This is a genomic window from Kribbella rubisoli (assembly GCF_004217145.1).
GTDB lineage: Bacteria > Actinomycetota > Actinomycetes > Propionibacteriales > Kribbellaceae > Kribbella > Kribbella rubisoli.
Genome location: NZ_SHKR01000013.1, coordinates 754458 through 779774, shown reverse-complemented (window position 1 = coordinate 779774; position 25317 = coordinate 754458). Strand labels below are relative to the sequence as shown.

The following is a 25317-nucleotide window of genomic DNA, read 5'->3' as shown; positions in this document are numbered from 1 at the left end:
CAAGGGCGTCCTACAGGCCGATCCAATTGGCGTATCGGGTGAGGGCGTCAGACGGGTGGCGAGCGGACCGCACCAGGTCCGCCACAACAGACCGCACGGTGGGGTGACGACGGGCTTGGCCGGGAGCTGCTTGGCGGGCCAGCTGCAGATGTCGCATGGCGTCGTCTGGCAGATTCAGCCGTTCGTAGGCCCGGGCCATGTCGAAGTGGTGGTGCCCGATGCGAGTGGGCAGCCAACCGGCTGGGAACTCCATCTGTTCGCCAAGGAGGACGGCGTGGGAGTAGTCGCCCAGCTCAATCAGGGTCATCACGCGGTGGACTGCCACATTGGTCGGCCCGAAGGCAAACCAGAAGGTCTCGAGATCGTCACCGGTCAGCCTGCCGTAATGACTGGCCTCATCCAGGTATTCGCTAGTGGCGCTGGCATCGCCGGTGCGGGCAGCCAGCACCGCAGCTCCGAGGTTGAGTTGGCCGGCCGCGACAAGGCTGCCGGGAGTCTTGGCGTCGGTGCCCTCTAGATGTGCCCGTCCGGCCGCGTTGAGGTTCCAGCAGGTGTCGTAGTCATGTTTGCGCAGGTAGGCAGTCACCCGCAGATACTCACGAGCAGCACGCAGGCCCGGAGCTCGATCGGCGGCATTTTGGGCAGCCCAATCCATGCGGCTGAGGGCGATCAGGGAGAGATCCGGATAGCCCGTCGCGATACCAATGGTGTGAGCGCAGCGGTACGCCTCGGCGAGCAGGCCCCACGCTTCGCTCTGTTCGCGGCCGGACCAGAGATGGCCCGCGGCATGCAGCTCGGCGTACAGACTCGGCAACAGCCCAGCCATCTGTTCGTACTTGGCGGCCTGAGCGACCTGGTTGACCTGCCGCACAGCGGAGCGCAGCTGATCGAGCGGTCGCGGTCGAGCCGATTCGTCCGGATCCAGGTCGTACAGATCCAGCTGGGTCTCCACTCGAACGAGGAGTTCCCCCAGGTGACCGTCTGTAGAGCCGTCCGCGGGCGTCTGATCCGTAAGCGCGACTACGTCCACACCCAAGGCCCGAGCACAGGCCGCCACGAACGCCTCTGAAGCAGGCCTGCTTCCACTCTCGACCTTCGTCAGCAAGCTGTACGACACGTTGGCCCGGGCGGCCAGCCCATGCTGGGTGAGTTGGCGGCGCTTGCGAAGATCCGCGATCCGCGCACCCGCCTCCGACGACCGACCCATGCGATGTGTACCCTCCGTGCCGTTGCCAGGACGAGTCTAACCGGCGGTGATTCGTCAGATCTCGACGAATGGGTGAAGGCGCTGACGCCGAGCGCTGCAACGTTGCCGTGAGTCGACGAGCGTCGCTGGCCGCGAAACGACAGCCTTGATTCGATCACACCTCTTGCATGCCAGGCGGTCCGCGCCATGTGCCGCGCCGATCGGTCCCTTGGCAGCTCAGTCGTTGAGCTTGCATGAGCGAGCTGGCGAACGCACGCACCCGCCAAATTCCGGGCGGTCAACTGTGATGAGTATCCACCGGTTGAACGCCGGAGAGGGGTACCAGTACCTGCTTCGGCATGTCGCTGCCGGGGACGTTGATCGGCGGATGGCTACACCGCTGACGGCGTACTACACGGCATCGGGATACCCGCCTGGCCGCTGGTTGGGACAGGGGCTTCGCGGCCTGGGCGACGGCGCATTGGTGCCCGGCAGCGAGGTGACCGAGATCGACATGGCTGCGCTGTTTGGCCGTGCGGAAGATCCGCTCACCGGCCGGACGCTCGGCGAGCCGTATCGCGTTTTCAAGAGCCCGGAGGAGCGCATCCGGGAGCGGATCCGGGACTTCGACACGGCACTGCCGGATGCCGAGCGCGTGCACGCGGTGGCACGGATTCAGCGGGAGGAGATGCGGAACAGGTCCCGTCAGGCTGTTGCCGGTTTCGACCTCACGTTCTCTCCGGTCAAGTCAGTATCGGCGCTGTGGGCAACGACCGATGTTGGCACCCAGGAGCAGATCGTCGCCGCCCATCATGAAGCGATCGCGGATGTGCTGACGCTGATCGAGGAGCACGCGGCGTTCACCAGGAGCGGCGATGGCGGCATCGCGCAACTGGATACCCGCGGAGTGATCGCGGCCGCATTCGATCACTGGGACAGCCGCAGCGGCGACCCGCAACTGCACACTCACGTGGTGGTCGCGAACCGCGTCCAGGGCCCGGACGGAGCATGGCGAACCCTCGATGGGCGTGTGCTGTACCGGGCCGCGGTCGCAATGTCGGAGATCCACAACGTGCTCCTCGCCGACCATCTCACCCGGCGTCTCGGCGTGAACTGGGAACTGCGCGAACGCGGTTCCAGACGGAATCCGGCGTTCGAAATTGACGCGATTCCCGACGACCTGATCCGCGAATTCTCGGCCAGAACCGCACGGATCGAGGCCAATCTGAACGCACTTCTCGACGACCGCGGCGAACAGATCCGCCCACCCGACGCCCGCGAGATGTATGCCCTACGGCAGCAGGCGACCCTCATGAACCGCCCATCCAAGCACCTCGCACAACCCCTCGCAACGCTGATGGCACAGTGGCGAAAGCGCGCCGACCAAGCCATCGGGCACGATGCCGTCACCGCCATCCGACGATCCCTCAACACAGCCGGCGAGCGTCCGCTGGCTGCGGCAGACCTGAGCCCAGAAACGCTCGACGCGTATGGCGCCGCAACCGTCCTGACGCTGCAAACCAAACGCGCCACCTGGACACGCTGGAACCTCCTCGCCGAGGCCGCACGCCAGACCCGACTGCTCAGATTCGTCACCACGAACGACCGGTCGACCGCACTGCGAGCGATCGTCGAACGGGCCGAGCAGCACTCGATCAGCCTGACCGCACCAGAACTGGTCACCATCCCCGTCACCCGCGGCAGCGGCGAGAACGTGTTCACGATCCACAACGGCCAGATCTACACCTCACCCGTCATCCTCGGCGCCGAGGCGGTCCTCCTCGACCTTGCCCGCGACGCCAGCGGACCCACCATCGCGCCAGCATCGATCAACACCACCGGTCTCACCGCCGACAAGGCCGACGCGCTCCTCCGAATCGTGACCAGCGGGCAGAAGCTCGAGGCCCTGATCGGGCCCGCCGGGGCCGGCAAGACCAGCCTCTTGTCCGCACTCACCGCCAGCTGGGAATCCAAGTACGGCGACGGATCGATCATCGCCCTCGCACCATCCTCAGCCGCCTCAACCGTCCTGTCCGATGCCATCGGCGCTCCCACCGAGAACATCGCCAAATGGATCTACGAATCGGCCGGTCTCGGCGCCGAACAACGCCGCGAACAGATCCTGCAAACCGAACATGCCGCCGAGCTCGCTCGCCGCTCACGACGCCGTCTCCGCCGTGAACGACTCATCGTTCAGCTCGCAGCCCTTAGAGCTCAGAGCGATCGGTGGACCTTCCACAAGAACCAGCTCGTCATCATCGACGAAGCCTCCATGGCCAGCACCATGGAACTCGCCAGTCTTGCCCGCGCTGCCAATGCGGCTGGAGCGAAGATCCTGCTCGTCGGTGATGACGCACAACTGTCCGCCGTCGACACCGGCGGCGCGTTCCGGCTCATCGCCAAAGACACCGAGGCAGCCGAACTCACCGACGTCTGGCGCTTCACGAACCCATGGGAGCGCGACGCCAGCCTCGCGCTGCGTCGCGGCGAGCTGAGCGCCATCGATGCCTACGACAACCACGACCGACTCACCTCCGGCTCATCAGACGAGATGGAAGAGGCCGCCTACAAGGCCTGGCTCGCCGACACCAACGGGGGCAAGACCAGCCTCCTGATCGCCGCCGACAACACCACGGTTGCGCGGCTCAACGCCCGGGCCCGACTCGACCGCATCACCACCGGCAAGGTTGAACCCGACGGCATCGAGCTCCACAACGGCAACCACGTCGGCCTAGGCGACCACATCGTCACCCGCCTCAACAGCCGCCGCCTCCCCTACAGTCAGCGCCAGTTCGTGAAGAACGGCGACCACTGGACCGTCATCCACCGCTGGCCTGACGGTTCCCTCACCGTCCAAAACCACGCCAAGGACACGGTCACCCTGCCCAGCGCCTACGTCCAGGAATCCGTCGAACTCGCCTACGCCACCACCGCCCACCGAGCCCAAGGCACCACCGTCGACACCGCCCACCTCCTCGTCACCGAGCAACTAACCCGAGCCCTGACGTACGTCGGCATGACCCGCGGCCGCGACAACAACCTGGCGTACGTCGCCACCCACCAGAGCTCCTCGGATCTCCACGAGCCGCATCCCGAACAGACCATGCAAGACGTCCTCGAAGCCGTCCTCAACGACCCCGGCGTCGAACAATCCGCACACGAAGTACTCCGCCGCGAACTCGACAATGCCACCCGCCTCGACCGTCTCGTTCCCATCTACGAACACCTCAGCCAACTCGACGCCAAGATCCGCTACAAGCAGGCCATCGACGCCTCCGGACTCGACCCAGCAGACCAAGCGGCACTCCAGGCGTCCCCTGCCTACGGCGCACTGATCGCCGAGCTCCGCCGCGCCGAGAGCGCCAGCATCGACGTCACCGAGGTTCTCCATCGCGCCGTCGACCAATCGCCTCTGACGAACGCCAACGACCTCGCAGCTGTCCTCCACGCCAGGGTCGATCGCCTGGTTTCCAGAGCCCTCCGCCGCCGAGGCGAACACCCAACTGCGGTCGCCGGCCTAGTAATCCCAGCAACGCACGTCAGCGACCCGACCTTGATCGCCCCACTCCGCGAGCTCGAATCCCAGATTGCACAACGCGCCGATTGGCTGGCCGGCAAAGCCTCAGCCGAGCAGCCTGCCTGGTACCGAGAACTGCACCGAGTCGCCAGTACCCCACCGGACCAGGATCTCGCCGATCTTGTGCGCGAGATCGCCGCCTACAGGGAGCGCTACCAGATCCATGCGCCTGCGGTCCTCGGAGACGCGCCACCAGAGAAGGCAGCCGTGCGACGCCGTCAACACTCCCGGCTCCTGAACCTCCTCACTGCCTGCTCATCGGGCGCCACTGAACGACCGACAAACCACACAGCCCCGTCGGCAATGCCGCCCGAATCCATCACTCCAACGCAGCCAGACTGACAGTCATGAGCAGGACCGGCACCGAAGGAAGATCTTGCCCATTAGGAGCACACCGCTGTGGTCTTGCCCCCGCAGTCCTACTGCCACAAGAGACGGACTGGATCCCAGGTGCCAGTGGTTCGCTCAGCGTTGAGGATCTCGTCCAGGCAGGTGCTGCAGAAGGTCAGTGCAGTGTTCAGGTCCCAGTATTCACGTGGGTACTCGGCGAACCCGGCGGCGGACCGGGGGAAGCCGACGACCCATTCCTCGCTCGGCGCATGCACCTTGTTCGGCAGCGTCAGCTGGCGGCGGCCGGCTTCCCGCGCGAGGACCGTGGTGAGCCTGGCGGCGTCGAACGGGATCGCCGCAACGATCCGGACAATGTCGGCCAGATCGCGGTAGCGGGTCGATGCTTCGTTACCGTCCTGGCCGTGCCGCTCGTACAGAGCGCAGATCTTGTCGGCCAGGTGGTGTTCGATCGGAGTGGTGGGAACCGACGGCAGGTCTTGCAGGGTCTCGTGGTCGATGATCGGTTTGAGTGGCACATGGTCGACCGCGGCATCGAGGTGTCGCCGGGTCGTGAGATCGATGCTGAAGGACTCGAACTCTCGACCGCCCAGCAAGGCCCGCGCCTTCACCTTGGCGGTTTCGGCGCCATAACCATAGGGGTCGACCTCTCGCTGGATGGTCATCGAGTACAGCTCGAACTCGAACGGGTCTCCGTGATGCCGACGGCTGGACAGCTGCCGCAGTTCTGACAACGCGTCTTCGGTACTGGTCCACGGTGTCTCGCGAGCAAGATCGACATCCTGGGTGAATCGGCCGCCTCCGGTTCGGATCAGTAGCGCGTTGCCGCCCAGTAGCACCCACGGGGCGTCGGAGTCCTGAAAGATGCGGCTGAGGAAGATCGTGAAGATGTACTGCTTGCGGATCGGGTCAGCCGCGACGCCGCGGCTCTTGGCCTCGCTGGCCAGCTTGGCCCCCAAGGACTGTCGCAGCCGGTTCGCTTCCAGCTGAGTCAGCGGCTCCGCCATCGTCGATTTTCCTGTTCTGCCGGCTTGCGGCATCTCGTGTTCCGTCAGGTCGTGCTGCGTCGACTACGTGTCGAGTCGCCGAGGTGAAGGCGATCCCTTGCTCCAATTCGCGAAGTCGCTCGTCAACGGCCCGGTTGACGATGTCTTCGAACTCGGGCGCGAGTTTTCGGAAGAACTTCTCTCGCAGCTCAGGGACCGCCAACTCCAGCAGCCCGGTGTCAGGCTGGAAGCCAGCTGCCTTCAGGAGCGCCGCGAGCATGGCGTTGCCGTCCGGAGATCCGAACCGCTCGGCCACCGGCTCGAGCGCCTGTACGAGGGAACCGGACCTGACGTCGGTGGTAGCGACTGCATCGCGGACCACTGCAGCGAGGTGGTCGAAGTCGGTGCCGTCGGTGGCCAGGTCGTTGACAGTGCGCGCGACTGAAGTCACCGGCAGCCCATCGACCCACGCGACATCTTCGTCCGGTAGGTCGCGCTTGCGATACCGGATGTCCGGCTGCGTGGTCTGCCGACGTACTGCGGTAGTGAACTCGTACTTGGAAGCCAGCACATCGCCGAGGCTGTACACGGCTGCCGCGGACTCACCAGACACCACGGCCAACGGCTGGCTGCCCGCCGGCTGGCTGCCGGTGGCTAGCCAGGCTGCGCGCAGCCCCTGCAATGGTCCGGTGTCGGCGGAAGGGAGTGCGTAGACGCCATGACGAACACGCTGCACAGTTCCGCGCTCGGCAAGGCGGGAAAGATGCATCTTGGACACACCTGCCTCGTGGGCCTGGGTCGTCGTCACCAGTCCCCACTGGCTGGAACCAACCAGTTCCAGTGACTCCAGCACGTCAACCGCACGCATCATTCTCACCTCCTTGCTCTTCAAGAGTAACATCTGAGCGTTACTTTCCGAGATCGACAGCGATGAGTTCGTCACTTTTCAAGTATCCAGGCCGCTGTATGAGGCGAACGGCCAGATCCGACCGACCGTCGGTCGGTAGGGTCTGAGGTACGGCGTCGCACGTCCGTCAAGAAGCCGACCCACCGCCTGCTCCGCACGCCCGACCGGCCAAGCTGCTGACCAGATCGGCACAGCTCAGGGTCGCCCCACGACTGGTGAATTGAATGGCATTGTCCGAACTGGATGTCGAACGCGTGCAGCGATGGTGCGTCGCACGGGTCCCGGAGCACGCTCGCGACCACCTGCGTATCGAGTGCGAAGTCGCCCCACGCCACCTGACGCTCGTTGAACGGCGCCCGCCCTGGCACGACGACACCCAGGCGGACTGGACCAGCTCCGCAATCGCTCGCTTGCGCTACAACGCCACTGACAAGTCCTGGACGTTGTACTGGGTCGACCGGCACCAGCGCTTCCATACCTACGACAGACTCGCGCCATCGCAGAGTATCGACGACCTACTGACCGAGATCGACCGCGACCCGACGAGCATCTTCTGGGGATGACCGCGATGGTCGGCCAAGTTGGTCGGTCGTGCATCCCTCTGTGCCTTCATCTTCCTAAGCAGTGCGTCGCACGTTCGAACTGGCCTCTCACCAGAGGTCGAGATCCGCGAACTCTTGGTCCAGGGCGGCTGCGGCGGAGGGGTTGTGGATTCGGCGGCCCATGTAGACGTCTTGGGTTATGGAGACTTGGGCTTGGCCTAGGTGGTCGGCTATTTGGCGGGCGGATTGGCCTCGACGGTCTAGGGCGGTGGCTGTGGTTTTGCGGAAGGTGTGGGAGCGGATCCAGGTGAGGGCGTCTGAGGGTGAGGGTTGGGCTGCTTGGTCGACTTGGGCGCTGAGGGTGGAGGATGCGTCGAGGTTTATGCGGTAGGTCTTGACGAGGGTGGCTACGAGTTCGCGGTCGAGCTTGATGCGGCCGCTCTCGATCAGCTCGAGCCTGGTCTTGGGCCAGCCGAGTTTCGTGACGACCTGTTTGCGGGTGAGGCCGGCTTGGAGGCGGGCGGATCGGAGAGTCTCGCCTAGGTCGCGGCGGGCGGTGCTGGCTACGGGGGATAGTGCGCGGCGGAGGGCTCGGCGGACGTTGGAGGGGTCTCGGAAGCCTCCGAGGGAGTCGGCGAAGATGGGTTCGTCGGGGAGGATGCCGGCTGCGTTGCGTCGGCGGAGCATGGTGACGGCCCAGTCTGGGAGGGGTAGGGCGCGTTCGCCGGCCTTGGATTTAGGGGCCTTGCGGATCAAGCCTTGGCCTGGGACGCGAACCATGGTGTGAGTGATCTCGATTGCGCCGGACTCGAGGTTGACCTGTGACCAGCGGACGGCGAGCGACTCGCCGATTCGGACGCCTGTGCCGAGCATGAAGAGGACCAGGTCAGGAAGGTCGGCTCGTACGGCGGCTTCGTCGGTGGTCAGGAGTTGCCGTAGGCCGGCGATCTCTTCGTTGGTGAGTGCTCGGGGCGGGTCCTTCGGGCGGGCCTCGATAGCTTCGACCTCGCGGACCGGGTTGACCGTCAGGGCGCCGTACCGGACGGCTAGTTGCATCATGCCGGAGACGACTGCGCGGCAGATCTTCGCTGTGGATCGACCGGCGGTGCGCTTGATGGTTCCGATCACTCTGTCGATGCGTGGTGTGGTTGCCTCACCGATCAGGAGTTCGCCGAGGGCGGGTCGTACGTGGTTCTTGATGGCTGTGCGGTACGTCGTCAGCGTCGTCGGTGATCGCCGGCCGTCTTCGATGCGTTCCTCTAACTTCTCGATCCACAGGTCGATGAGGTCGTTGATCTTGTCCGTCGGGCTCAGCTCGCCGTACTGCGTGATCTTTGCCCGGTCTCGCAGCTTCGTGAGTAGGCGGTGCTCGGCTGCGCCCTTGGTCTTGGCGGAGGCGGTGACCTCACGGGTCCGTCCGTCGTGGTCACGGAAGTACGTGGACGCGCGCCAGGAGACGACTTTGCCCTCGGCGTCCTTCCTCTCAGCACGGGATCGGACGTTGCCCCACGTTCCGATCGGAAGGTGCGGTCTGCTCATCTCGGCCCTCCACAGTCCAACAGCACGTGGCAGCTCAACGGCTTGGCGAGCGGGAGATCGGACGAAACGAGAACAGTGCGACAGAATGCGATACGTCGCTCAGCAACGCGCAGCCAGCTGGCTGCACGGAGCCGCCGACCCTCCTCAGACGGGCGTGTATCAGCCACTCGGAGTATTGGCAGAGTTTGCGCAGACCCAACTTTCCCGGCCGAGCCGCCGATCTGCGCCTGACCTGGGGAAAGCGGTAGGCCCCGTGGGACTCGAACCCACAACCCGCGGATTAAAAGTCCGCTGCTCTGCCAGTTGAGCTAGAGGCCCTCAGTTGGTGAGGGGAACAGTGTGTCAGGTTTGGGGTGGGATTGCTTGGTGGGGGTGATCCTGGAGGGCGGTTACTGTGTGTGGTGGCTTTGTGCTGGCGCAGCCGGTTGGGTATTCGCCGGACTTTCTGACGCCGGCCGAGCCGGCGGACGGGTTGGACGCGGGAGTGGCGGCGGTTGCGGCGACGCCTGCGGAACGGCTGGCGGCCGGCTCCACCAGCGAACTTGCGACTCGGGTCGGGATTTCGGTGGCGTGCGCGGGCGAGCACGCTCGCGTGCTGCACCGGACTGGGCTGGTGACGAGGCGGCGCGCGGGCGGCGCCGTACGGCACACGATCAGTCCGCTCGGCGCTCATCTGTTGTCGGGGCATATCACCGATTAGAGGCCGGTACTGCACGGTAGGTAACAAAAGCGACGCGGTCGGTCGTGAGGTCTCGCGGGTGGGTTCGGGGTGGTGGTACAGATCGGAATTCGCCCGGGTTGTCCGGGTGCTGACGATCTCGCCGCGGGGGGAACCGACGGCGGGTTGGGGGGAAGACCGTGTTGTTGATTCGTGCTGCGCTGGTCGTGGGGGTTGGCGTGCTTGTTGTCGGATGTGGAGGGGGCTCGGGTACGACGGCTGACCAGCCGGCTGCGATCGCCAGCGTTCGCGTTACCACCACACCGGAACCGTCGCCGTTCAGCAGCCAGCCCACGACCGCGCCCAAGCCGATCACCAAGGCCACACCGAAGGCGACGACGACCACCACGTCGAAGGAGGTCGTCGAACTCCGCACGATTCCGTTCAAGAAGAGGACGGTGACCGACGGCTCGCTCCCGAAGGGCGAGAAGACGGTCCGCACCAAAGGCGTGAACGGCACGCGTCGGCTGACGTACCGTGTGACGTTCGTGAACGGCGTGCAGACGGCGAAACACCTGCTCAGGCAGGAGGTGGCGAAGGAGCCGCGGACGCAGGTTACTGCTGTCGGCACGAAGGTTGACGAGCCGGAAGAGCCGTCGGGGTGCGACCCGAACTACTCCGGGTGCGTTCCGATCGCGAGTGATGTCGACTGTTCGGGTGGGAGTGGGAACGGGCCGGAGTACGTTGCTGGGCCGATCGAGGTGATCGGTTCGGATATCTATCGTCTGGACTCCGATCACGACGGGATCGCCTGCGAGGACTAGGCGGCGACGAAGACCTGGAGGTCCAGGACCACGGTCGGGCTGACCAGGGCTGTGGTGAAGGCGTTCCAGTTGACCTGCCAGCGGGCGCGTTCGATGGTGAGTGCGGCCGCGAATGCGATGTCGCCGACGGGTGTGGAGACGAGTTCGAACGGGACCGTTACCGGGTGTGTGATGCCGCGGATCGTCAGATCGCCGGTTACTTCGAAGGCGGATGAGCCGACCTGCGAGACCTTCGTCGAGATGAAGGTGATGATCGGGTGCGTCGCCGCGTCGAGAAAGTCCTTGCGGAGTTGGGCGTCGCGGCGTCGGTCGCCGGTCTCGATGCTGTCCGCGCGGATCGTGAGCTGGGCGCTCGACCTGGCCGGATCGTCGCCGTCCAGGTGTACGGCGCCTTCGAACACGTCGAACCGGCCGCGCACCCGGGTGGCCATCCGGTGGCGCGCGACGAACCCGATTCGCGTCCGCGCGGCGTCGAGCACGTAGTCACCGGTGAGCTGGTTGAGTGTCGTCGTCATACCCGGTACGACGGGGCAGCGAGTCGAAGTGTCAGCCGATGACCCCCGTGGTGATGCGGCGCGGGGTGATGTCGAACATCGAGTCCTCGGGTGGATCGGCCAGGTACGCCGCGCGGAACTCCTCCGCCAGGTACTTCTCCACCATCGCGTTGAGCAGGTCGGGGCTCAGCGGCAGGAGGCGGGCCGCACCTTGCATATTCACGTACTTCGCAGTCGGTCCGTCGGCCGTCTGCACCGAGAGCGACAATTCACCCGAACCCTCGCGATGCAGCCGAGCCTTCTTCGACTTCGCCGGCGTCATCACCTGGAATCTGTTCTCTCCGGGCAAGTGGTGGAACCACACCGGCGTCACATGCGGCGACCAGCCCGGATCGTCGATCGCCAGCACAGCAACCAGTGGCTGCGCGAGAAACTCAGCTGCTTCGTCGTCCTCCATCGTGCGAAAACCCATGCTTCCTCCACTCGTGAAGTCGCCACCGACCCTTCCACGAGCCACCGACAGTTCAGCGGGTAGCGAGTGCAGCCGCCACCTCGAGCAGCGCATCGTGGTACGCCTGGCTGGTGACATCGGCGGAGGTCGGCGCAAGCCAGAAGCCTGGGCGGCCGGCCCGGATTCGCTCTACCTGCTTCAAGGCAGCCGGGCTGTAGACGGCCTTGACCCGCCAGTTGGTCAGCTGCCGGGTCTGGACCCTGGCCCCGACGTAGCGTGCGGAACCCCGGCCGCGGCCGACTACCTCGACGGTTTCCCAGCCCATGCCGCCGAAGCCGTCCGGGACGTAGAGCTTGGCGCCCGCCGGGAAGATCTTCAGCCCGCGCCGAGTCTCTTCGCCACCAGGTCCGTACGGTCGCTCCTCGACGACGTTGGCGACGATGCACCAGACAGCCGGCGGCTCTTCTGACGTCACCTCGGTCAGCCTAGTAGCAAGGGCAGTGGTTCATACTGCCGTCGTACGACAAGGAGCGAGGAGGGCTGATGAGCGACCAGGATCCAGTCGAGCCGGATCTGACCGAGGAGGAGACCGAGGTCGGGTTCGACCTGGGGACGGACGTGGCGGAACCGCAGACGCAGTACGGCACGGAGAGCTTCGACATCGCCAACGACCTCGGCTACGGCAACGGGCCGACCTGAGCAGCGGCCCGTGCTGACTTACGAGCTGACTTCGCGTGATCTGGCGGAGGCGCGGTTTGCGGTGTCGCCGGTCGCGGAGATGGTGTTGTCGTTGCGCGCGTTGCGGGAGCCGGGCCGGTTCCCGTTGCAGCTGGGATGGGTCAGGGCGGTCCAGCCGCGCGTGGCGGAGCTCGACTGGGACGTACTGCGGTGGCTCGTCAACGACACGATGGGAAGCCCGGACTTCCTGACCCCGCGACCCACATCCCCACTCACCCAGCTCGCAGATGAGCTCCAGATCATTGCCGCCGTGGACCGGGAAACGTTCGAGCGTCAGCTCGTCGCGGTGAACGGCGAACTCCCGACCGGCCTGACGATCGACAAGACAGTAGAAGCACTCCGCCAGTACTGGGACGCCATGATGGCGCCGTACTGGGACCGGATGCGCACCCTTCTCTCGGCAGACATCAGCTACCGCGGCCACGTCCTGACCCAGCACGGGACCGGCGCCATGCTCAACGGACTGGCGCCCGCGATCACGTACGCAGACGGACTACTCAAGGTCGACCGCGTAGCAGCCGTGAGCCGGACCGAAGCTGTCGACGGTCGCGGACTCGTGCTGCAGCCAAGCCTGTTCGGCCCGCACGCCGTCATCCCGTTCGACCCGGGAGCCGAACCGATACTGGGCTACCCACCTCGAGGCCAAGCCAACCTGTGGTCTGTCGTCGAGCCACCGTCGCAGCAAGATCTGGCCCAATTGATCGGTACGCCGCGCGCGCACATTCTCGAGCTACTGACGCATCCCCGTACTACGACCGACCTGGCCGGCGAGCTGAAGGTGACGCCGTCGGCCGTGAGCCAGCATCTCCAGCTGCTCCGCCGCACGGGTCTGGTCGAGCCGCAACGTACCGGCAAACAGGTGCTGTACCGCCCGACTGAGCTAGCAGCCCTCCTGACCGGAGCCGAGCTCAGCTGACACGGGGCCGAGGTCACCCGAGCTGTTGACACAGCGATCACCCACAGCGATAGTACAAATCGATTTGCATTACGTCGTGGCAGCCGACGTCTCACCTACACCGCCCTGATTCAAGGAGTCGGCATGAGACGTAGTCTTGCCATCGTTCTCGGAGTTCTCCTCCTCTGCTTCGGCACCATCGGCACCACAGCCCCGGCCCACGCGGCGACCCTCGCCCTCACTCCCGTCACCCTCGGCAACGTGTTCACCGACGGCCAGCAGGTGAAGATCGGCCTCAGCACCGACGCGTCGTCGGTCACCTGGTCGGCCGCCGACGTCAACGGCACCGTCGTCGCCACCGGCAGCCAAGCCACCGCGAGCACGCTGCAGGTCTCGGTCACCACCCGCGGCTGGTACAAGCTGACCGTCCAAGCCGGCACGGTCAGCGCCCAGACAACCTTCGCGATCCTCAGCCCACTGAGTACGGCGTCGATCGCCGGCCTCACCACCAACCGGGTCGGCGATTTCGAGAACACCGCGGAAGGCTGGACCTTCTACCCAGGCAGCGAATTCCCCGGCGCCACCGGAAGCTTCGCACTCGACACCGCCGACAACCACTCCGGCACCAGCTCGGGCAAACTGTCCGGCAACTTCAGCGCCGGCGGTGCGTACGTGAGCGTCAACCGCACGCTCCCGTCGGTCAACGCGTCCAGCGTCAGCTTCTGGGCCAAGTCCCCGAACCTGTCCTTCCTCACGTTCCGCATCACCGACTCCACCGGCCAGGTCCATCAGCAGCGCCTAACGTTGTCTGGGGCAACTGATTGGCAGCCGCTCAGCGTCGCCCGGTTCGACGGCGGCAAGCAGTACGTCCATTTCGGCGGCGCCAACGATGGCGTCTGGCACGGTCCGGCCAAGGGCCTCGAGGTCGTTCTCGACAAGGGCGCGATCACCGGCGCGACGAGCAGCAGCGTGAGCCTCGACGACTTCACCGTCAACGCCCTGTCGACCAAGCCGACGACGCCGCTCGGCGATTACGAGAGCGCGGCCGAAGGCTGGTCGTTCTACCCCGGCAGCGAGTTCGCCGGCGCGACCGGCAGCCTCACCTACGACACGACGAACCTGCAGGCCGGCGCGCAGTCCGCGAAGCTCTCTGGTGACTTCACGGGCGGCGGCAACTACGTCGCGATCCAGCGCAACCTCGTCCCCATCAACCTGACCGCGCTGAGCCTCTGGGTGAAGACGAGTCAGTTGTCAGCCATCGGTCTCCGGCTGACCGACGCGACCGGCCAGGTCCACCAGCAACGCCTCACGCTGTCCGGCTCCACCGCGTGGCAGCAGCTCAATGTCACCACCTTCAACGGAGGCACCGGCTACCTGCACTTCGGCGGCGCCGACGACGGCGTCTGGCACGGCCCCGCCAAGGCGATCATGCTCACGCTGGACAAGAGCCTGATCATCGGCGGCGGTACGACGGCCTCCGTCAACGTCGACGCGGTCGCCGCAACCACGCCCACGACGTACAACGGAGTCGGCACGCACTTCGCCGGCTCCTGGGCGCCCGACGTGATCCCGTTGGTAAGCCAGGCCGGTGCTCGAACGGCGAGAGACGAGGCGTACTGGTCCGCCGCGGAAACCACGGCCGGCACGTACGCGTTCCCGGCCAAGGTCACCACCTACCTGCAGTCCTACCAGTCGAACGGTCTCGACCCGCTCATGGTCGCGGATTACGGCAACTGCCTCTACGACTGCCCCGATCAGCTCTTCAACGCGCCGTACACCGACGCCGGCCGGACCGCGTTCGCGAACTATGCCAACGCGCTGGCGAACCAGTACCCGCAGGTCCACAACCTGGCCGTGTGGAACGAGTGGGACGTCAACGCGGCCGGTCCCGCGAACAAGTCGCCCGACAGCTACTTCGCGCTGCTCAAGGCGACGTACACGAAGCTGAAGGCCACGCATCCCGATCTCACCATCGTCGGCGGCGGCGACACCGACGTGACGCAGCAGGCCTGGTTCCAGACGTTCTGCCAGCTCGGTGGGCTGAAGTACCTCGATGTCGTCTCCATCCACCCGTACAACTTCCTGCACGCGCCCGAGAGTCTCGGTACGGCGATCGATCAGGTGCGGGCGACGATCCGGCAGTACAACGGCGGTGTCGACAAGCCGATCTGGATCACCGAGGCCGGCTGGTACACCGGCTCCGGCAGCGCGGTCCCGGTCGACGAGCCAACCCAGGCGATGTACATGGCCCGCGAGATGCTCAATGTCCCCGGGCACGATGTCGACCGGTTCTACATGTACGACTTCAAGAACGACGGCATCGATCCGGCCGCGGCGGAGAACAACTTCGGGCTCGTGCACAACGAGGCCGACGCGCTCGGCAAGTACACCCCCAAGCCGTCGTACGTCGCCTATGCGACAGCCGCACGTCAGCTCCGCGGCGCGACGTTCCTCGGCAAGGAGAACCCGGGCAACGGCCTGATCGACCAGGTCTACGCAGGCAACGACGGTACGCCGTTCCGCGCGATCTGGGCCGCGTCCGGATCGAACACGACGGTGACGGTCAACGCGACCGGCCCCGTCCAGGTCACGAGCCTCTACGGTCTGACCAGCACGATGACACCTAATGCGAACGGCCAGATCACAGTCACGGTAGGCGTCTGGCCGACGTACATCTCGGGCTCAACCGTCACCTCGGTCACTGCGCCCTAGGCGGATTCCCGCGGTACGACGGAAGGCGCGAACAGAATGCGCTGCGGCAGGCTGGCGGTCGTCCCGTCCAGCCTGCCCAGCAGCACCCGGCCGACCGCGCGACCCTGCTCGCGCGGATCGCCGGCGATCGTGGTCAACGACGGCGAGATGAGCGCGGCGGCCTCGATGTCGTCGAAACCCATTACGGCAAGGTCATCGGGCACGCGAAGACCGCGGGCTCGAGCGACGTCGAGCGCCCCGATCGCGACCATGTCGTTCGTACACAGGACGGCCCGCGGCGGCTTGCGCAGTTCGAGCAGCTCCTGCAATCCCGCAGCACCGCCGGCGCGCGAGAACTCCTCGCGGACGACCAGCTGGCTGTTGAACCGCAGCCCGGCCGAGGTCAGCGCGCGCCGATAGCCCTTCACACGGTCCGCGGGCGGACCTTCTCCGGAGGGACCGGTGATGAATCCGATCCGGTGATAGCCGCGCCCGATCAAGTACCGCGTGGCGATCTCCCCCGCCGCGAGATCGTCGGACGTCAGTACGTCGATCCCGGCCGACGCCTTCCGCCCGCCCATCAGCGCCACCGGGATCCCCGCCTCCACGGCAGGCGCGACGTCGCTCGCCTTGCTGTAGTAGCCGGCGAACACGATCGCGTCGACGCTGCGAGTCACCATCCGCGCGACCAGATCCTTCTCAGCCGAAGGCGAGCCGTCCGTGTTGCCGATCAGCACCTGGTACCCGGGCTCGCTGACCACGTCGAGCAGACCGCGCGCGACCGACGGGTAGAACGGGTTCGTGATGTCCGGCACGATCAGCGCGATCGTTTGCGTCCGCTGCATCCGCAGGCTGCGCGCAAGCTCGTTCGGCTCCCAGCCGAGCTCGTCCATCACCGACCGCACCCGCGCACGCGTCACCTCGGACACATGCCGCCGCCCCGACACCACATGCGAAACCGTCGTCGGGCTGACCCCCGCCCGAGCCGCCACATCCGAAATCCCGACCCGCTTGGCCAAGACGCTCCCCCTCCCGGGCACTTTTGGTCACGATAACTGCCCCTTGCTCGCGGGGCGCTATAGTCGAGAGGTCCGCGGGAGCTCGCAGGGAGTGGGCTGAGAGGGTGACTACGCCGTCACCGACCGCTGAACCTGAATCGGGTAATTCCGGCGTAGGGAGGAAGCGCGATGGAATCCGTCTGGGTGAACGGTACGGCGGTCGACGTACCGGTCGGCAAGTCCGTGGCCGAGTTGATCACGGAGTACTCCGATCGCACGACCGGTATCGCGGTCGCCGTGAACCAGAACGTGCTGACCAAGGCCGAATGGGCGCAGACCGCGTTGCGGAGCGGCGACCGGGTCGAGATCGTCAGCGCGACGCAGGGAGGCTGAGATGGACGATCCACTGGAGCTCGGCGGGCGGACGTACACGTCCCGACTCATCATGGGGACCGGCGGTTCGGCCAACCTGGAAGTGATGGAGGAGGCATTGATTGCCTCCGGCACCCAGTTGACCACGGTCGCGATGCGCCGCCTCGGCACGGGGCACGAAGGCTCGGTGCTCGACGTACTCAAGAAGCACGGCATCGACGTGCTGCCGAACACGGCCGGCTGCCACACTGCCGCCGAGGCCGTGCTGACCGCGAAGCTGGCGCGGGAGGCGTTGGAGACCGATCTGATCAAGGTCGAGGTCGTCGCCGACGATCACCTGCTGCTGCCCGACCCGTTCGAGCTGCTCGATGCCGTGGAAGCCCTGGTGGCAGACGGTTTCACCGTGCTGCCGTACACGAACGACGACCCGATCCTCGCCCGCCGGCTCGAGCAGGCAGGGTGCGCGGCCGTGATGCCGTTGGCCGCACCAATCGGTTCGGCGCTCGGGATCCGCAACCCGCACAACATCGCGCTGATCGCGGAAGCGGCCAACGTTCCGGTCATCGTCGATGCCGGGATCGGTACGGCGAGCGACGCCGCGCTGGCGATGGAGCTCGGCTGCGACGCGGTCATGCTCGCGACGCCGGTGACACGTGCGGAGAAGCCTGCCCTGATGGCCGCCGCGATGCGAGACGCCGTCTCCGCGGGACGCGCCGCACGTCTCGCCGGCCGAGTCCCTCGCCGCTGGCAATCCGCGCTGGCATCGTCGCCTACAACTGGTCTGCCAACGACTTAGCCTCGGCCAGATCCACCGGCCGATCCAGCAGGAGCGCGGTGAGCGACAGCCTCAGCTCCTGGTTCGGTTGCAGCGTGAGCGGGCTGTCCCAGGCGAGCGCCGGACACGCGCCGACGTACGAGTCGACGCGGAGGAACCACCGCCGTACGTCGTCGGGCTGCACCAACAACAGACTCACGTCGCCCTGGACGAAGGCCAGCCACGGACTCGTCGAACCGAACGCGGCGTCGAGGCCCTCGCCGTCAGCTGAGAGCACCGTCGTCTCCGCCACAGGCAGCCGCCAGAAGATCCCGCCGTACGCGGCGCCTGCTCGACCGGCCGTGGTCGGGTTCTCGATCTGCACCGAGCCGTAGCGCGCGGTCAGGACGCTCCGCCAGTCGAGTCGCCAGCCGCCGGCAGCCAGTTCTCCGGCGAGACGACGGCGTTCGACGAGCTGCGGCCGGCCTTGTTCGTCGTACCAGGTGATGTCGTCGATCAGCTTTTCACCGTCAGCGACAACCTCGCGGCTGCGCTGCTGTCCATGGTTCGTCAGCAACGTCGGTCCTCGATCGCGGACATATGTCCTGCCGCCCCAATGCGAGGTGCCGTTGACCATTGGCACCGCCAACGAGACACCGTAGTGATGCCGGTGGTCGACAGGGCTGACCTCCGTCAACGTGTGCCCGCCGAGCGTCCGGACCGGGTGCAGGTACGGCCGCGGCGCATGCACTTGCGGCATCCGGCGCCCGAACTCGTACCGCGCCAACATCCCCGAATCGCTCCCGAGCGCGAAGATGTCGCCTTGCTGCTGCCACCCGAGCCGACCAGCCGTCGTACCGCCGTGCATCCGCGGCTCCGGAACCGGCCCGGTGCTCGCGCGCACCGCCAGCCGCAGCTCAGGTACGTCGTCCGCATCGCCGTTCGGTGCAGCGATCGACGCGTGCAACCGACGCCACGCCAACTCCCCAAGGTCCTTCTGCGGCACACGAACCGTCGTCAGCGACGGCACAGCGAACCGTGCCAGCCCGATGTCGTCCATCCCGGTCACGGAAATATCAGCCGGTACGGCGACACCGACCTCGTTGAGCCTCGCCAGCAGACCGAACGCGACCAGATCGTTGAACGCGACCACCGCGGTCACCTGGGACTCGAGCACCCGTTCCACCGCGGCGTACCCGTCCTCGATCGACCGCCCGCACTCGAGCCGGACAAGCTCCAGCCCCGGAATCTCCCGCTCCGCGACCTCGAGAGCTCGCAGCCGGAGCGTGTTGGACGCACTTGCAGCCGGCCCCGACAGGAACGCGAGCCGCCGATGCCCCAGCCCGACCAGGTGATCGACGACAATCCGTACGGCGCGGCCGTAGTCGACCACCACCGACGAGACATCCTCAGGGCCTTTCCTGTTGACGAGGATGACCGGCTGCACCTGCGGCAACAGCTCCAGTAGCCGCTCCTCGTCCAACCGCGGCGAGACCATGATCAGCGCATCGCACCGCCGCCGCGCCTCGATCGCGATCGCGGCCTCAGCCGTCGGGTCCTCGTCGGTCTCAGCGACCAGCACCCGGTACCCCGCCGCCGCGGACGCGTTCGTGATGCCGCGAAGGATCTGCTGGAACAGCGGGTTGCCCAGATCGGGAACCACCAGCGCGACCATGTTCGTCCGGCCGAGGGACAGGCTGCGGGCCAGGTCGCTGGGCCGGTAGTTGAGCCGGTCCGCGGCCGCGCGTACCCGGGCGACGATCTCGGGTGCGACAGTGAGCCGGCCGTTCATCACCCGGGACACGGTCGCCCGCGACACCTCCGCCAGCCGCGCGACGTCGGCGATCGTGATCGAATCCTTCGGTGTCCGGCCCACCCCTGTATCCTCTCCCGACGGAAACCGGTTTCTCAACCCTTGCCGGGGTATATCTGGTGCATGAGCAACCTGGAGTATCCGCGCGCAGTTGGAGTTGCCCCGGGCAACGGTTACAGCCACGTCGTGACCGGTCACGGGCAGTGGGTGGCGATCGCCGGACAGGTCGCCCTCGACCCCGACGGGAAGCTCGTCGGCGTCGGTGATCCCGGGGCCCAGGCCGAGCAGGTCTTCACCAACCTGGAGCGCTGCCTGGCCGGCGCCGGCGCGACCTTCGAGGACATCGCGAAGATGACGATCTTCGTCACCGACATGGCGCATATGCCGGCGATCCGCGCGGTGCGCGACAGGTACATCCCCGGCACCAAACCGGCCGCCTCCGCCGTCCAGGTGGCCGCCTTGTTCAACCCCGACGTCCTCCTCGAGATCGAAGCGTTCGCGATCGTCTAACGCAGGAGGTCCACGGCCACGCGGGCCGCCTCGCCGATGGCGGCGTCCACGCGTGGCTGCCGGACGTCGCCGCGCGCAGCGAGCGTGAAGACCGCGATCGCGTACGCCGTACCGCCCGGCAGCGTGACCACGCCGACCTCGTGCCGCAACGCCCCGAACGTCCCGGTCTTCCCCGCGACGCGTACGCCGTCGTGCGGGAAGCCGGACGCCAACCGGTGCATGAACACCTGCCGATGCATGGTTGCCTTGGCGAACTCGGTCTGCTCCGGCGACAGCAACTCCCCCGCCCACAACCGCCGCAGCAACAACGTCATGTCGCGCGCGCTGGACGCCGACGCATTCACCGCTTCATAGACCCCAGCAGGATCGGTCTGGTCGTTGTCCGCCAGTACGGCGAGGGCAGCATCCGGATCGTTCGTTCTGGTACGGCGTTGCAGGTCACGCAGATTGCCGGCGGTACCGCGGCGTACCCAGGTCCTTTGCAGGCCGAATGACTTGAGCAGCTCGGCCAACCGCGGCAGCCTGACGATGTCCAGGAGCGCATCCGCGGAAGCGTTGTCGGACAGCGTCATCATCGAGAGCGCCAGGTCCCGCAGCGATGCCGTGACCGGATCCGCGAAGGTGGACAACCCAGTAGGCCCACCGGTCTTCGTGGATGGATCGAGCGTCAGCTGCTGCCGGGGATCAAGCTCGCCGAGATCGACGAGCCGGCAGAACCCGGCCAGCAACGGCAGCTTGTACACCGAGGCCAGCGGCACGATCCCGTCCGCGTCGACCTCGACGGTCAAGTCGGGCTCGTCCAGCGCGACCGCGTGCAGCCAGCCGCGGACGCCGGCGTCCTCGAAGACCGCGCGGATGCGGGCGTTCACGACGCCCCCAGCGCTTCGGTCAGCTGCGCGATCACGTCGTTCGGCCGGAGGAACGGCGTACGCGTCCTCGACCACACGAGCCTCAGCCGCAACGGCAGCGGATCGTCGGCCAGTCGATGGCGGGTCACACCGGGCGCGGTCAGTGCGGGGTCGGCGGTCACCACGATCGCCTGGCCCGCCGCGGTCATCGCCAACCCGGCGCGCTCATCGGTGACGACGACGGTCCCGCCGGTGGGTCGATGCAAGGCGAGCGTGTCCACGAACAGGTCGCGGGCCGCCGGAGCCTCCGTCCGCGGGCGAATTGCTACCGGCAACCCTTTGAGCTGCCGCAACCCGACGACCTCGTCGTCCACGAACCCGGCCGGTGCGAGCGCCCAAGTCGGAAGCAGGGAGACCGGTCCCGCCTCCAACCCATCCAGTACAACGGGATGCAGTACGGCGGCCAACGTCAGCCGACCCGTGTTGACCTGGTTGATCAGCGAGCTCGTCGAGGCGGTGACGACTGTGACTCGGCTGCCCGGGATCACCGCGCCGGATGCGGCGGCCACGGCAGCACCCGCTGAGGGCGGGACTTCGGGCGCAAGGCCGAGCCGGATCTCCGGCCCCTCGGGATCGCGGGCGACCGCGGCCTGGTGCAGCTCCTCGATGGAGGTCAGCGCGCGGCGCGCGTACGGCAGCAGGGCGGCTCCGGCAGGAGTGAGCTCGACCCGGCCGGCCCCGCGCTCGAACAGCTTGGCGCCGACGAGGGCCTCGAGGCGGCGCAGACCCTGCGACAGCGGCGGCTGGGTGATGCCGACGACCCGGGCCGCGTCGCCGAAGTGCTGCTCCTCGGCGAGCGCGATGAAAATCTGCAGATGCCTTTCAGTCAGCATGACGTACCTGACCTGCGGTGATATCTCCAGACAATCGGATCATGCCTGAGAGCATATTCGACACCCGCTGCTGCGCTCGCCTTGACTGTTGGTCCGGGACGACGAGAGGAGACAGCGTGCAGGTGAGTCGGAGAGGGATGCTGACCGGCGCGGCCGCGGTTGGAGCGGCAGCGGTCGGCGCGGCCGGTGTCGTGGGACTTGAGGGACGGAGCCAGGCAGCGACGGTGCCGGCGGCCAAGCGCGAGCCGGTGGAGCTGACGTGGTTCGGGACACACGCTTGGCAGCTCAAGTGCGGGAAGAGCGTCGTACTGACCGATCCGTGGCTGACGCGGTTCAAGACCGGCACGTTCACGCCGGAAGGTGCGGACCCGAAGACGAAGCTCGTGATCAAGCCCGAGGTGATCGACAAGCACCTGAGCACAGCCGACGCGATCCTGGTCCATCACGGGCACTACGACCACATGGCCGACGTGCCGTATGTCGCGAAGAAGACGCAGGCGACCGTGCTGTGCACCGAGACGCACGCCAACCTGCTCCGCGCGATGCGAACGCCGAACGAGCTGCTCTCACCGGTCCGCGGCGGCGAGTACCTGCCGTTCGACGGCTTCTCGATCGAGGTGTTCCCGTCGTTGCACTCCTGCAGCGGCAAGCGGCACACGTACGCATATCCGGGCTACCGGTACGACGTACCGCAGCGTCCGCGCGTGATCGAGGACCTGGTCGAGGGCGGCACGCTCGCGTTCGTGATCACGATCGGCGGCCTGCGCATCCTCAGCCTGAGTACGGCGAACTTCGACCCGAACGCCTTGCGCGATCTCCAGGTCGACGTGATCTTCGCGGCCCCCGGCGGCGAGCCGGGCATCACCGATCGCCTGCTGCAGACCATCAAGCCTGTGCGCAAGGTGATCGCGACGCACTGGGACGACTTCGACAAGCCCCTCGACGACCCCGGTATCCCCTGGACCGACCTGACCCCGCTCCGCCAGTCGGTGGAGCGGACCGGCGCCGAGTTCGTCGTCCTCGATCACCTGCAGCAGGTCACGCTTTGACGCGGTAGTGGTAACGCGAGACGGTCCGGAAGCCGAGGTTGTCGTAGAGCGTGCGGGCCGGCACGTTGTCTTCCAGCACGCTCAGCCACACCCACTTGGCTGTTGCCGCCTGCAACAAACCGCGGATGACGGCGGAGGCGAGGCCCTGGCGCCGGAAGCGTTCGTCGACGGCCAGGCAGTACAGGCCGGCGGTGTCGTCGACGAGCGCCAGCCGACCGATCGCCTTCGCGTGTTCGCCGTCCGGGACGGTCGCATAGAGAGCCTTGCCGCGGGCAAGGATCTGCTCAGCGGTGGCCCGGTTGGCCGCGCCGCCCCGGCCGTCGACGCTCCACCAGCAATCCATCCAGGCGGCGGACGGGGTCGTGGAAATATTCACCTCGTCCGCCGTCACCGGCAGCTTCGCGAGCACGTCGGGGAGCGCCGCACACTGCACCAGCGTGGGGTTGCGAACCGCGTACCCACGGGCTTCGAGGTGGACGTCCAGGTCGCTCGGCTGGACCGCCGGGCTGATCTGGAACGACGGCGTGATGTCATGCGCGGCGTACAGATTTTCGACGTAATCCAAGGCTTTGTGGACGTCGAACGGTGCGTTGGCGGGCAGCACCGAGTTGGCTCGCAGGGTGACACCTGCGTTACGGCGGACCAGCCAGCCGTCAAGCTCGGTGTTGTCGGCGGCGGGCCAGGCCTGATTCATCAGCGAGTCCATGCGAGCTTCGGCGATCACTCCACCAAGAGTAGAACCGCTCGGATCGAATTGCAATTGAATGGATGTTTATTCATCGTTCGCGGATCGCCGCGATCGCGTCCGCAAGCAGTTCGATGCCCTCGACAACTTCCTTCTGGTTGAGCGATCCGTACCCGAAGACCAGCCCGGCCGGCCCCGAACCCGCCACCCAGTACGGCGCCAGTCCGTAGACGCCGAGCCCGCGCTCGGACGCCGCCGTCTGCACCGCGTCCTCGGTGAGATCCGGCGGCAGGAACGTCATCACATGCAGCCCGGCCGACACCCCGACCGGCTCGAGCTCCGGGATCCGCGCCGCCAGTTCGTCGACGAGTGTGTCCCGCAGCAGCCGGTACCGCGGCCGCATCCGCCGCAGGTGCCGGTCGAACTCACCCCGCGCGACGAAATCCGCAAAGGCCAATTGATCGAAGACCGGCGACCCGCGATCGTCCATCAGCTTCGCGTGCGCCATCGGCTCGACCAGCCACGCCGGCAGGATCAGCCACCCCAGCCGGAGCCCGGGCGCAAGCGTCTTGCTCGCCGTCCCGGCGTACGCGACGCGTTCCGGCGCCAGCCCCTGCATCGCGCCGATCGGCTCGCGGTCGTAGCGGTACTCCGCGTCGTAGTCGTCCTCGATCACCAGCCCGTCACGCCGAGCAGCCCAGGCAACCAGCGCCGCCCGCGTCTCCGCCGAGGTCACCGCGCCGGTCGGGAACTGATGGGCTGCCGTCACGAGCACCACGTCCGCGCCCGACCGCTCGAGCGCATCGACATCGACCCCCGATTCGAGCACCGGTACGCCGATTGCCTCGAGCCCAGCGGCCGCGGCGACTTCACGCAGGTCGTTGTCGGACGGATCCTCGACGGCCAGCCGCTTGTATCCCTGCGCAGCCAGCACCTGTAGCAGCAGCCGTGACCCCTGGGCGAACCCGTTGCAGATCAGCATGTTCTCCGGGCGCGCCGCCGTACCGCGGACCCGGTTGAGGTAATCGGCGAGCGACGTACGCAGCTCGACCGTGCCGCGACCGTCGAGGTACGCGAGGCTGCGGTACGGCGTCTCGTTCAGCACCCGGCGGATCGATCGGAGCCACGCGGCGCGGGGGAACTGCGAGACGTCCGGCCGGCTGTAGCGGAAGTCGATCCGTGGCGGACCGCTCGCGGACCTCAGCGTGGCGGTCGGCTCAACGACAGCGATGTCCGCGACCTGCGTGTACCCGCCGCCGCGGCTGACGAGGTACCCCTCGGCGACGAGTTGCTGATAGGCCTCGACGACCACGCCGCGGGACAGCCCGAGGTCCTGCGCGAGCGCCCGCGTGGACGGCATCACGGTGTCCGGGCGCAGCAGACCGGCGCGGATCCGCGTCCGGATCCCGCTCTCCAACTGCTGATGCAGCGGTACGCCGTTGTCGCGCTGCAGCTCGACCAGGAGTTCACCCGTCCCGGAACTGGTCCTCATTCGGCTCACGGAACTGGACCTTATCGGAGTACCGCTTCGCTGTCAGGGTTGTGGACAGACCAAAACG

At 66.8% G+C, this 25317-nt stretch carries 24 protein-coding genes, 1 tRNA gene, 1 pseudogene and 1 riboswitch; of the genes and pseudogenes, 11 read left to right on the top strand and 15 right to left on the bottom strand.

Annotation, left to right across the window (positions count from 1 at the left end; all coding sequences use genetic code 11):
* Positions 1-10 precede the first annotated feature (10 nt).
* Both EV645_RS23850 and EV645_RS43420 read right to left on the bottom strand, forming a co-directional pair.
* Positions 11-952 (bottom strand): hypothetical protein, encoded by a 942-nt coding sequence (locus EV645_RS23850; RefSeq protein WP_242000602.1) that lies wholly within the window; start codon positions 950-952, stop codon positions 11-13.
* Between the two features lie 78 nt (positions 953-1030).
* Positions 1031-1207, bottom strand: a pseudogene (locus EV645_RS43420) (helix-turn-helix domain-containing protein); the annotation flags it as partial.
* A 286-nt stretch (positions 1208-1493) separates the two neighbouring features.
* Here EV645_RS43420 and mobF point away from each other — a divergent pair.
* Positions 1494-5105, top strand: coding sequence for a MobF family relaxase (gene mobF / locus EV645_RS23845; protein ID WP_130446165.1), 3612 nt, complete (start codon positions 1494-1496; stop codon positions 5103-5105).
* A 77-nt stretch (positions 5106-5182) separates the two neighbouring features.
* Here the strand turns inward: mobF and EV645_RS23840 are convergent, their stop codons facing one another.
* Together EV645_RS23840 and EV645_RS23835 are read right to left on the bottom strand one after the other, a co-directional pair.
* Positions 5183-6118, bottom strand: coding sequence for a nucleotidyl transferase AbiEii/AbiGii toxin family protein (locus EV645_RS23840; RefSeq protein ID WP_157997145.1), 936 nt, complete (start codon positions 6116-6118; stop codon positions 5183-5185).
* Positions 6021-7040 (bottom strand): type IV toxin-antitoxin system AbiEi family antitoxin domain-containing protein, encoded by a 1020-nt coding sequence (locus tag EV645_RS23835; protein WP_130446163.1) that lies wholly within the window; start codon positions 7038-7040, stop codon positions 6021-6023. Before EV645_RS23835 ends, EV645_RS23840 begins: the two co-directional genes overlap by 98 nt.
* 188 nt (positions 7041-7228) lie before the next feature.
* On the opposite strand from EV645_RS23835, the gene EV645_RS23830 reads away from it, so the two are divergent.
* Positions 7229-7567, top strand: coding sequence for a DUF3024 domain-containing protein (locus EV645_RS23830; protein WP_130446162.1), 339 nt, complete (start codon positions 7229-7231; stop codon positions 7565-7567).
* An 87-nt stretch (positions 7568-7654) separates the two neighbouring features.
* Here the strand turns inward: EV645_RS23830 and EV645_RS23825 are convergent, their stop codons facing one another.
* Together EV645_RS23825 and EV645_RS23820 are read right to left on the bottom strand one after the other, a co-directional pair.
* Positions 7655-9085: a helix-turn-helix domain-containing protein gene (locus EV645_RS23825; protein WP_130446161.1), complete on the bottom strand. Its 1431-nt coding sequence runs from the start codon at positions 9083-9085 to the stop codon at positions 7655-7657.
* A 245-nt stretch (positions 9086-9330) separates the two neighbouring features.
* Positions 9331-9403: transfer RNA gene (locus EV645_RS23820), tRNA-Lys, on the bottom strand.
* Between the two features lie 91 nt (positions 9404-9494).
* On the opposite strand from EV645_RS23820, the gene EV645_RS43215 reads away from it, so the two are divergent.
* Positions 9495-9785, top strand: a complete 291-nt coding sequence (locus EV645_RS43215; RefSeq protein ID WP_130446160.1) for a winged helix-turn-helix domain-containing protein — start codon at positions 9495-9497, stop codon at positions 9783-9785.
* A 158-nt stretch (positions 9786-9943) separates the two neighbouring features.
* Positions 9944-10567, top strand: a complete 624-nt coding sequence (locus EV645_RS23810; RefSeq protein ID WP_130446159.1) for a G5 domain-containing protein — start codon at positions 9944-9946, stop codon at positions 10565-10567.
* Here the strand turns inward: EV645_RS23810 and EV645_RS23805 are convergent.
* Genes EV645_RS23805 through EV645_RS23795 form a run of 3 tightly spaced genes read right to left on the bottom strand, consistent with a single transcriptional unit; the run spans position 10564 to position 11987 of the window.
* Positions 10564-11082: a YceI family protein gene (locus EV645_RS23805; protein WP_130446158.1), complete on the bottom strand. Its 519-nt coding sequence runs from the start codon at positions 11080-11082 to the stop codon at positions 10564-10566. The two genes, EV645_RS23810 and EV645_RS23805, sit on opposite strands and share 4 nt — an antisense overlap.
* Before the next feature lie 31 nt (positions 11083-11113).
* On the bottom strand, positions 11114-11533 hold the full coding sequence (locus tag EV645_RS23800; RefSeq protein WP_157997144.1) for a pyridoxamine 5'-phosphate oxidase family protein: 420 nt from the start codon (positions 11531-11533) through the stop codon (positions 11114-11116).
* 52 nt (positions 11534-11585) lie between these two features.
* Complete coding sequence (locus EV645_RS23795) at positions 11586-11987, bottom strand: hypothetical protein (RefSeq protein ID WP_130446156.1); 402 nt, start codon at positions 11985-11987, stop codon at positions 11586-11588.
* 68 nt (positions 11988-12055) lie between these two features.
* Here EV645_RS23795 and EV645_RS41935 point away from each other — a divergent pair, with 68 nt between their 5' ends.
* The 3 genes from EV645_RS41935 to EV645_RS23785 all read left to right on the top strand — a co-directional run bounded on the left by EV645_RS41935 (position 12056) and on the right by EV645_RS23785 (position 15857).
* Complete coding sequence (locus EV645_RS41935; RefSeq protein WP_157997143.1) at positions 12056-12211, top strand: hypothetical protein; 156 nt, start codon at positions 12056-12058, stop codon at positions 12209-12211.
* A 10-nt stretch (positions 12212-12221) separates the two neighbouring features.
* Positions 12222-13166 carry an ArsR/SmtB family transcription factor gene (locus EV645_RS23790; RefSeq protein WP_130446155.1) on the top strand — a complete coding sequence of 315 codons (945 nt, stop codon included), beginning with the start codon at positions 12222-12224 and terminating at the stop codon, positions 13164-13166.
* Between the two features lie 123 nt (positions 13167-13289).
* Positions 13290-15857 carry a glycosyl hydrolase gene (locus tag EV645_RS23785; RefSeq protein ID WP_130446154.1) on the top strand — a complete coding sequence of 856 codons (2568 nt, stop codon included), beginning with the start codon at positions 13290-13292 and terminating at the stop codon, positions 15855-15857.
* Here EV645_RS23785 and EV645_RS23780 read toward each other — a convergent pair.
* A complete protein-coding gene (locus tag EV645_RS23780; protein ID WP_198681802.1) occupies positions 15854-16828 on the bottom strand; it encodes a LacI family DNA-binding transcriptional regulator in 975 nt (324 codons plus the stop codon). The two genes, EV645_RS23785 and EV645_RS23780, sit on opposite strands and share 4 nt — an antisense overlap.
* Positions 16829-16919: 91 nt before the next feature.
* Positions 16920-17031, top strand: a riboswitch (TPP riboswitch).
* Between EV645_RS23780 and thiS the strand changes: the two genes are divergently transcribed.
* On the top strand, positions 17024-17227 hold the full coding sequence (thiS, locus tag EV645_RS23775) for a sulfur carrier protein ThiS (protein ID WP_130446152.1): 204 nt from the start codon (positions 17024-17026) through the stop codon (positions 17225-17227). (Overlaps the previous riboswitch by 8 nt.)
* 1 nt (position 17228) lies before the next feature.
* Complete coding sequence (locus EV645_RS23770; RefSeq protein WP_130446151.1) at positions 17229-18002, top strand: thiazole synthase; 774 nt, start codon at positions 17229-17231, stop codon at positions 18000-18002.
* Here the strand turns inward: EV645_RS23770 and EV645_RS23765 are convergent.
* A complete protein-coding gene (locus tag EV645_RS23765) occupies positions 17977-19836 on the bottom strand; it encodes a DUF6807 family protein (protein ID WP_198681801.1) in 1860 nt (619 codons plus the stop codon). The two genes, EV645_RS23770 and EV645_RS23765, sit on opposite strands and share 26 nt — an antisense overlap.
* Positions 19837-19896: 60 nt before the next feature.
* Between EV645_RS23765 and EV645_RS23760 the strand changes: the two genes are divergently transcribed.
* Positions 19897-20283: a RidA family protein gene (locus EV645_RS23760; protein WP_130446150.1), complete on the top strand. Its 387-nt coding sequence runs from the start codon at positions 19897-19899 to the stop codon at positions 20281-20283.
* On the opposite strand, the gene EV645_RS23755 is transcribed toward EV645_RS23760, so the two are convergent.
* On the bottom strand, positions 20280-21152 hold the full coding sequence (locus EV645_RS23755; RefSeq protein WP_130446149.1) for a serine hydrolase: 873 nt from the start codon (positions 21150-21152) through the stop codon (positions 20280-20282). The two genes, EV645_RS23760 and EV645_RS23755, sit on opposite strands and share 4 nt — an antisense overlap.
* Positions 21149-22024 carry a LysR family transcriptional regulator gene (locus EV645_RS23750; protein WP_130446148.1) on the bottom strand — a complete coding sequence of 292 codons (876 nt, stop codon included), beginning with the start codon at positions 22022-22024 and terminating at the stop codon, positions 21149-21151. Before EV645_RS23750 ends, EV645_RS23755 begins: the two co-directional genes overlap by 4 nt.
* Before the next feature lie 122 nt (positions 22025-22146).
* On the opposite strand from EV645_RS23750, the gene EV645_RS23745 reads away from it, so the two are divergent.
* Positions 22147-23073: an MBL fold metallo-hydrolase gene (locus EV645_RS23745; protein WP_130446147.1), complete on the top strand. Its 927-nt coding sequence runs from the start codon at positions 22147-22149 to the stop codon at positions 23071-23073.
* Here EV645_RS23745 and EV645_RS23740 read toward each other — a convergent pair.
* Both EV645_RS23740 and pdxR read right to left on the bottom strand, forming a co-directional pair.
* On the bottom strand, positions 23063-23797 hold the full coding sequence (locus EV645_RS23740; RefSeq protein ID WP_130446146.1) for a GNAT family N-acetyltransferase: 735 nt from the start codon (positions 23795-23797) through the stop codon (positions 23063-23065). The genes EV645_RS23745 and EV645_RS23740 overlap by 11 nt on opposite strands.
* A 52-nt stretch (positions 23798-23849) precedes the next feature.
* Positions 23850-25250: a MocR-like pyridoxine biosynthesis transcription factor PdxR gene (gene pdxR, locus EV645_RS23735; RefSeq protein WP_242000600.1), complete on the bottom strand. Its 1401-nt coding sequence runs from the start codon at positions 25248-25250 to the stop codon at positions 23850-23852.
* Between the last annotated feature and the right edge of the window lie 67 nt (positions 25251-25317).

Coding starts and splice junctions, on each gene's coding strand:
- mobF (WP_130446165.1), top strand. CDS start 1,494: ATGAGTATCCACCGGTTGAACGCCGGAGAGGGGTACCAGTACCTGCTT.
- EV645_RS23840 (WP_157997145.1), bottom strand. CDS start 6,118: ATGGCGGAGCCGCTGACTCAGCTGGAAGCGAACCGGCTGCGACAGTCC.
- EV645_RS23830 (WP_130446162.1), top strand. CDS start 7,229: ATGGCATTGTCCGAACTGGATGTCGAACGCGTGCAGCGATGGTGCGTC.
- EV645_RS23825 (WP_130446161.1), bottom strand. CDS start 9,085: ATGAGCAGACCGCACCTTCCGATCGGAACGTGGGGCAACGTCCGATCC.
- EV645_RS23805 (WP_130446158.1), bottom strand. CDS start 11,082: ATGACGACGACACTCAACCAGCTCACCGGTGACTACGTGCTCGACGCC.
- EV645_RS23800 (WP_157997144.1), bottom strand. CDS start 11,533: ATGGGTTTTCGCACGATGGAGGACGACGAAGCAGCTGAGTTTCTCGCG.
- EV645_RS41935 (WP_157997143.1), top strand. CDS start 12,056: ATGAGCGACCAGGATCCAGTCGAGCCGGATCTGACCGAGGAGGAGACC.
- EV645_RS23785 (WP_130446154.1), top strand. CDS start 13,290: ATGAGACGTAGTCTTGCCATCGTTCTCGGAGTTCTCCTCCTCTGCTTC.
- thiS (WP_130446152.1), top strand. CDS start 17,024: ATGGAATCCGTCTGGGTGAACGGTACGGCGGTCGACGTACCGGTCGGC.
- EV645_RS23770 (WP_130446151.1), top strand. CDS start 17,229: ATGGACGATCCACTGGAGCTCGGCGGGCGGACGTACACGTCCCGACTC.
- EV645_RS23760 (WP_130446150.1), top strand. CDS start 19,897: ATGAGCAACCTGGAGTATCCGCGCGCAGTTGGAGTTGCCCCGGGCAAC.
- EV645_RS23750 (WP_130446148.1), bottom strand. CDS start 22,024: ATGCTGACTGAAAGGCATCTGCAGATTTTCATCGCGCTCGCCGAGGAG.
- pdxR (WP_242000600.1), bottom strand. CDS start 25,250: ATGAGGACCAGTTCCGGGACGGGTGAACTCCTGGTCGAGCTGCAGCGC.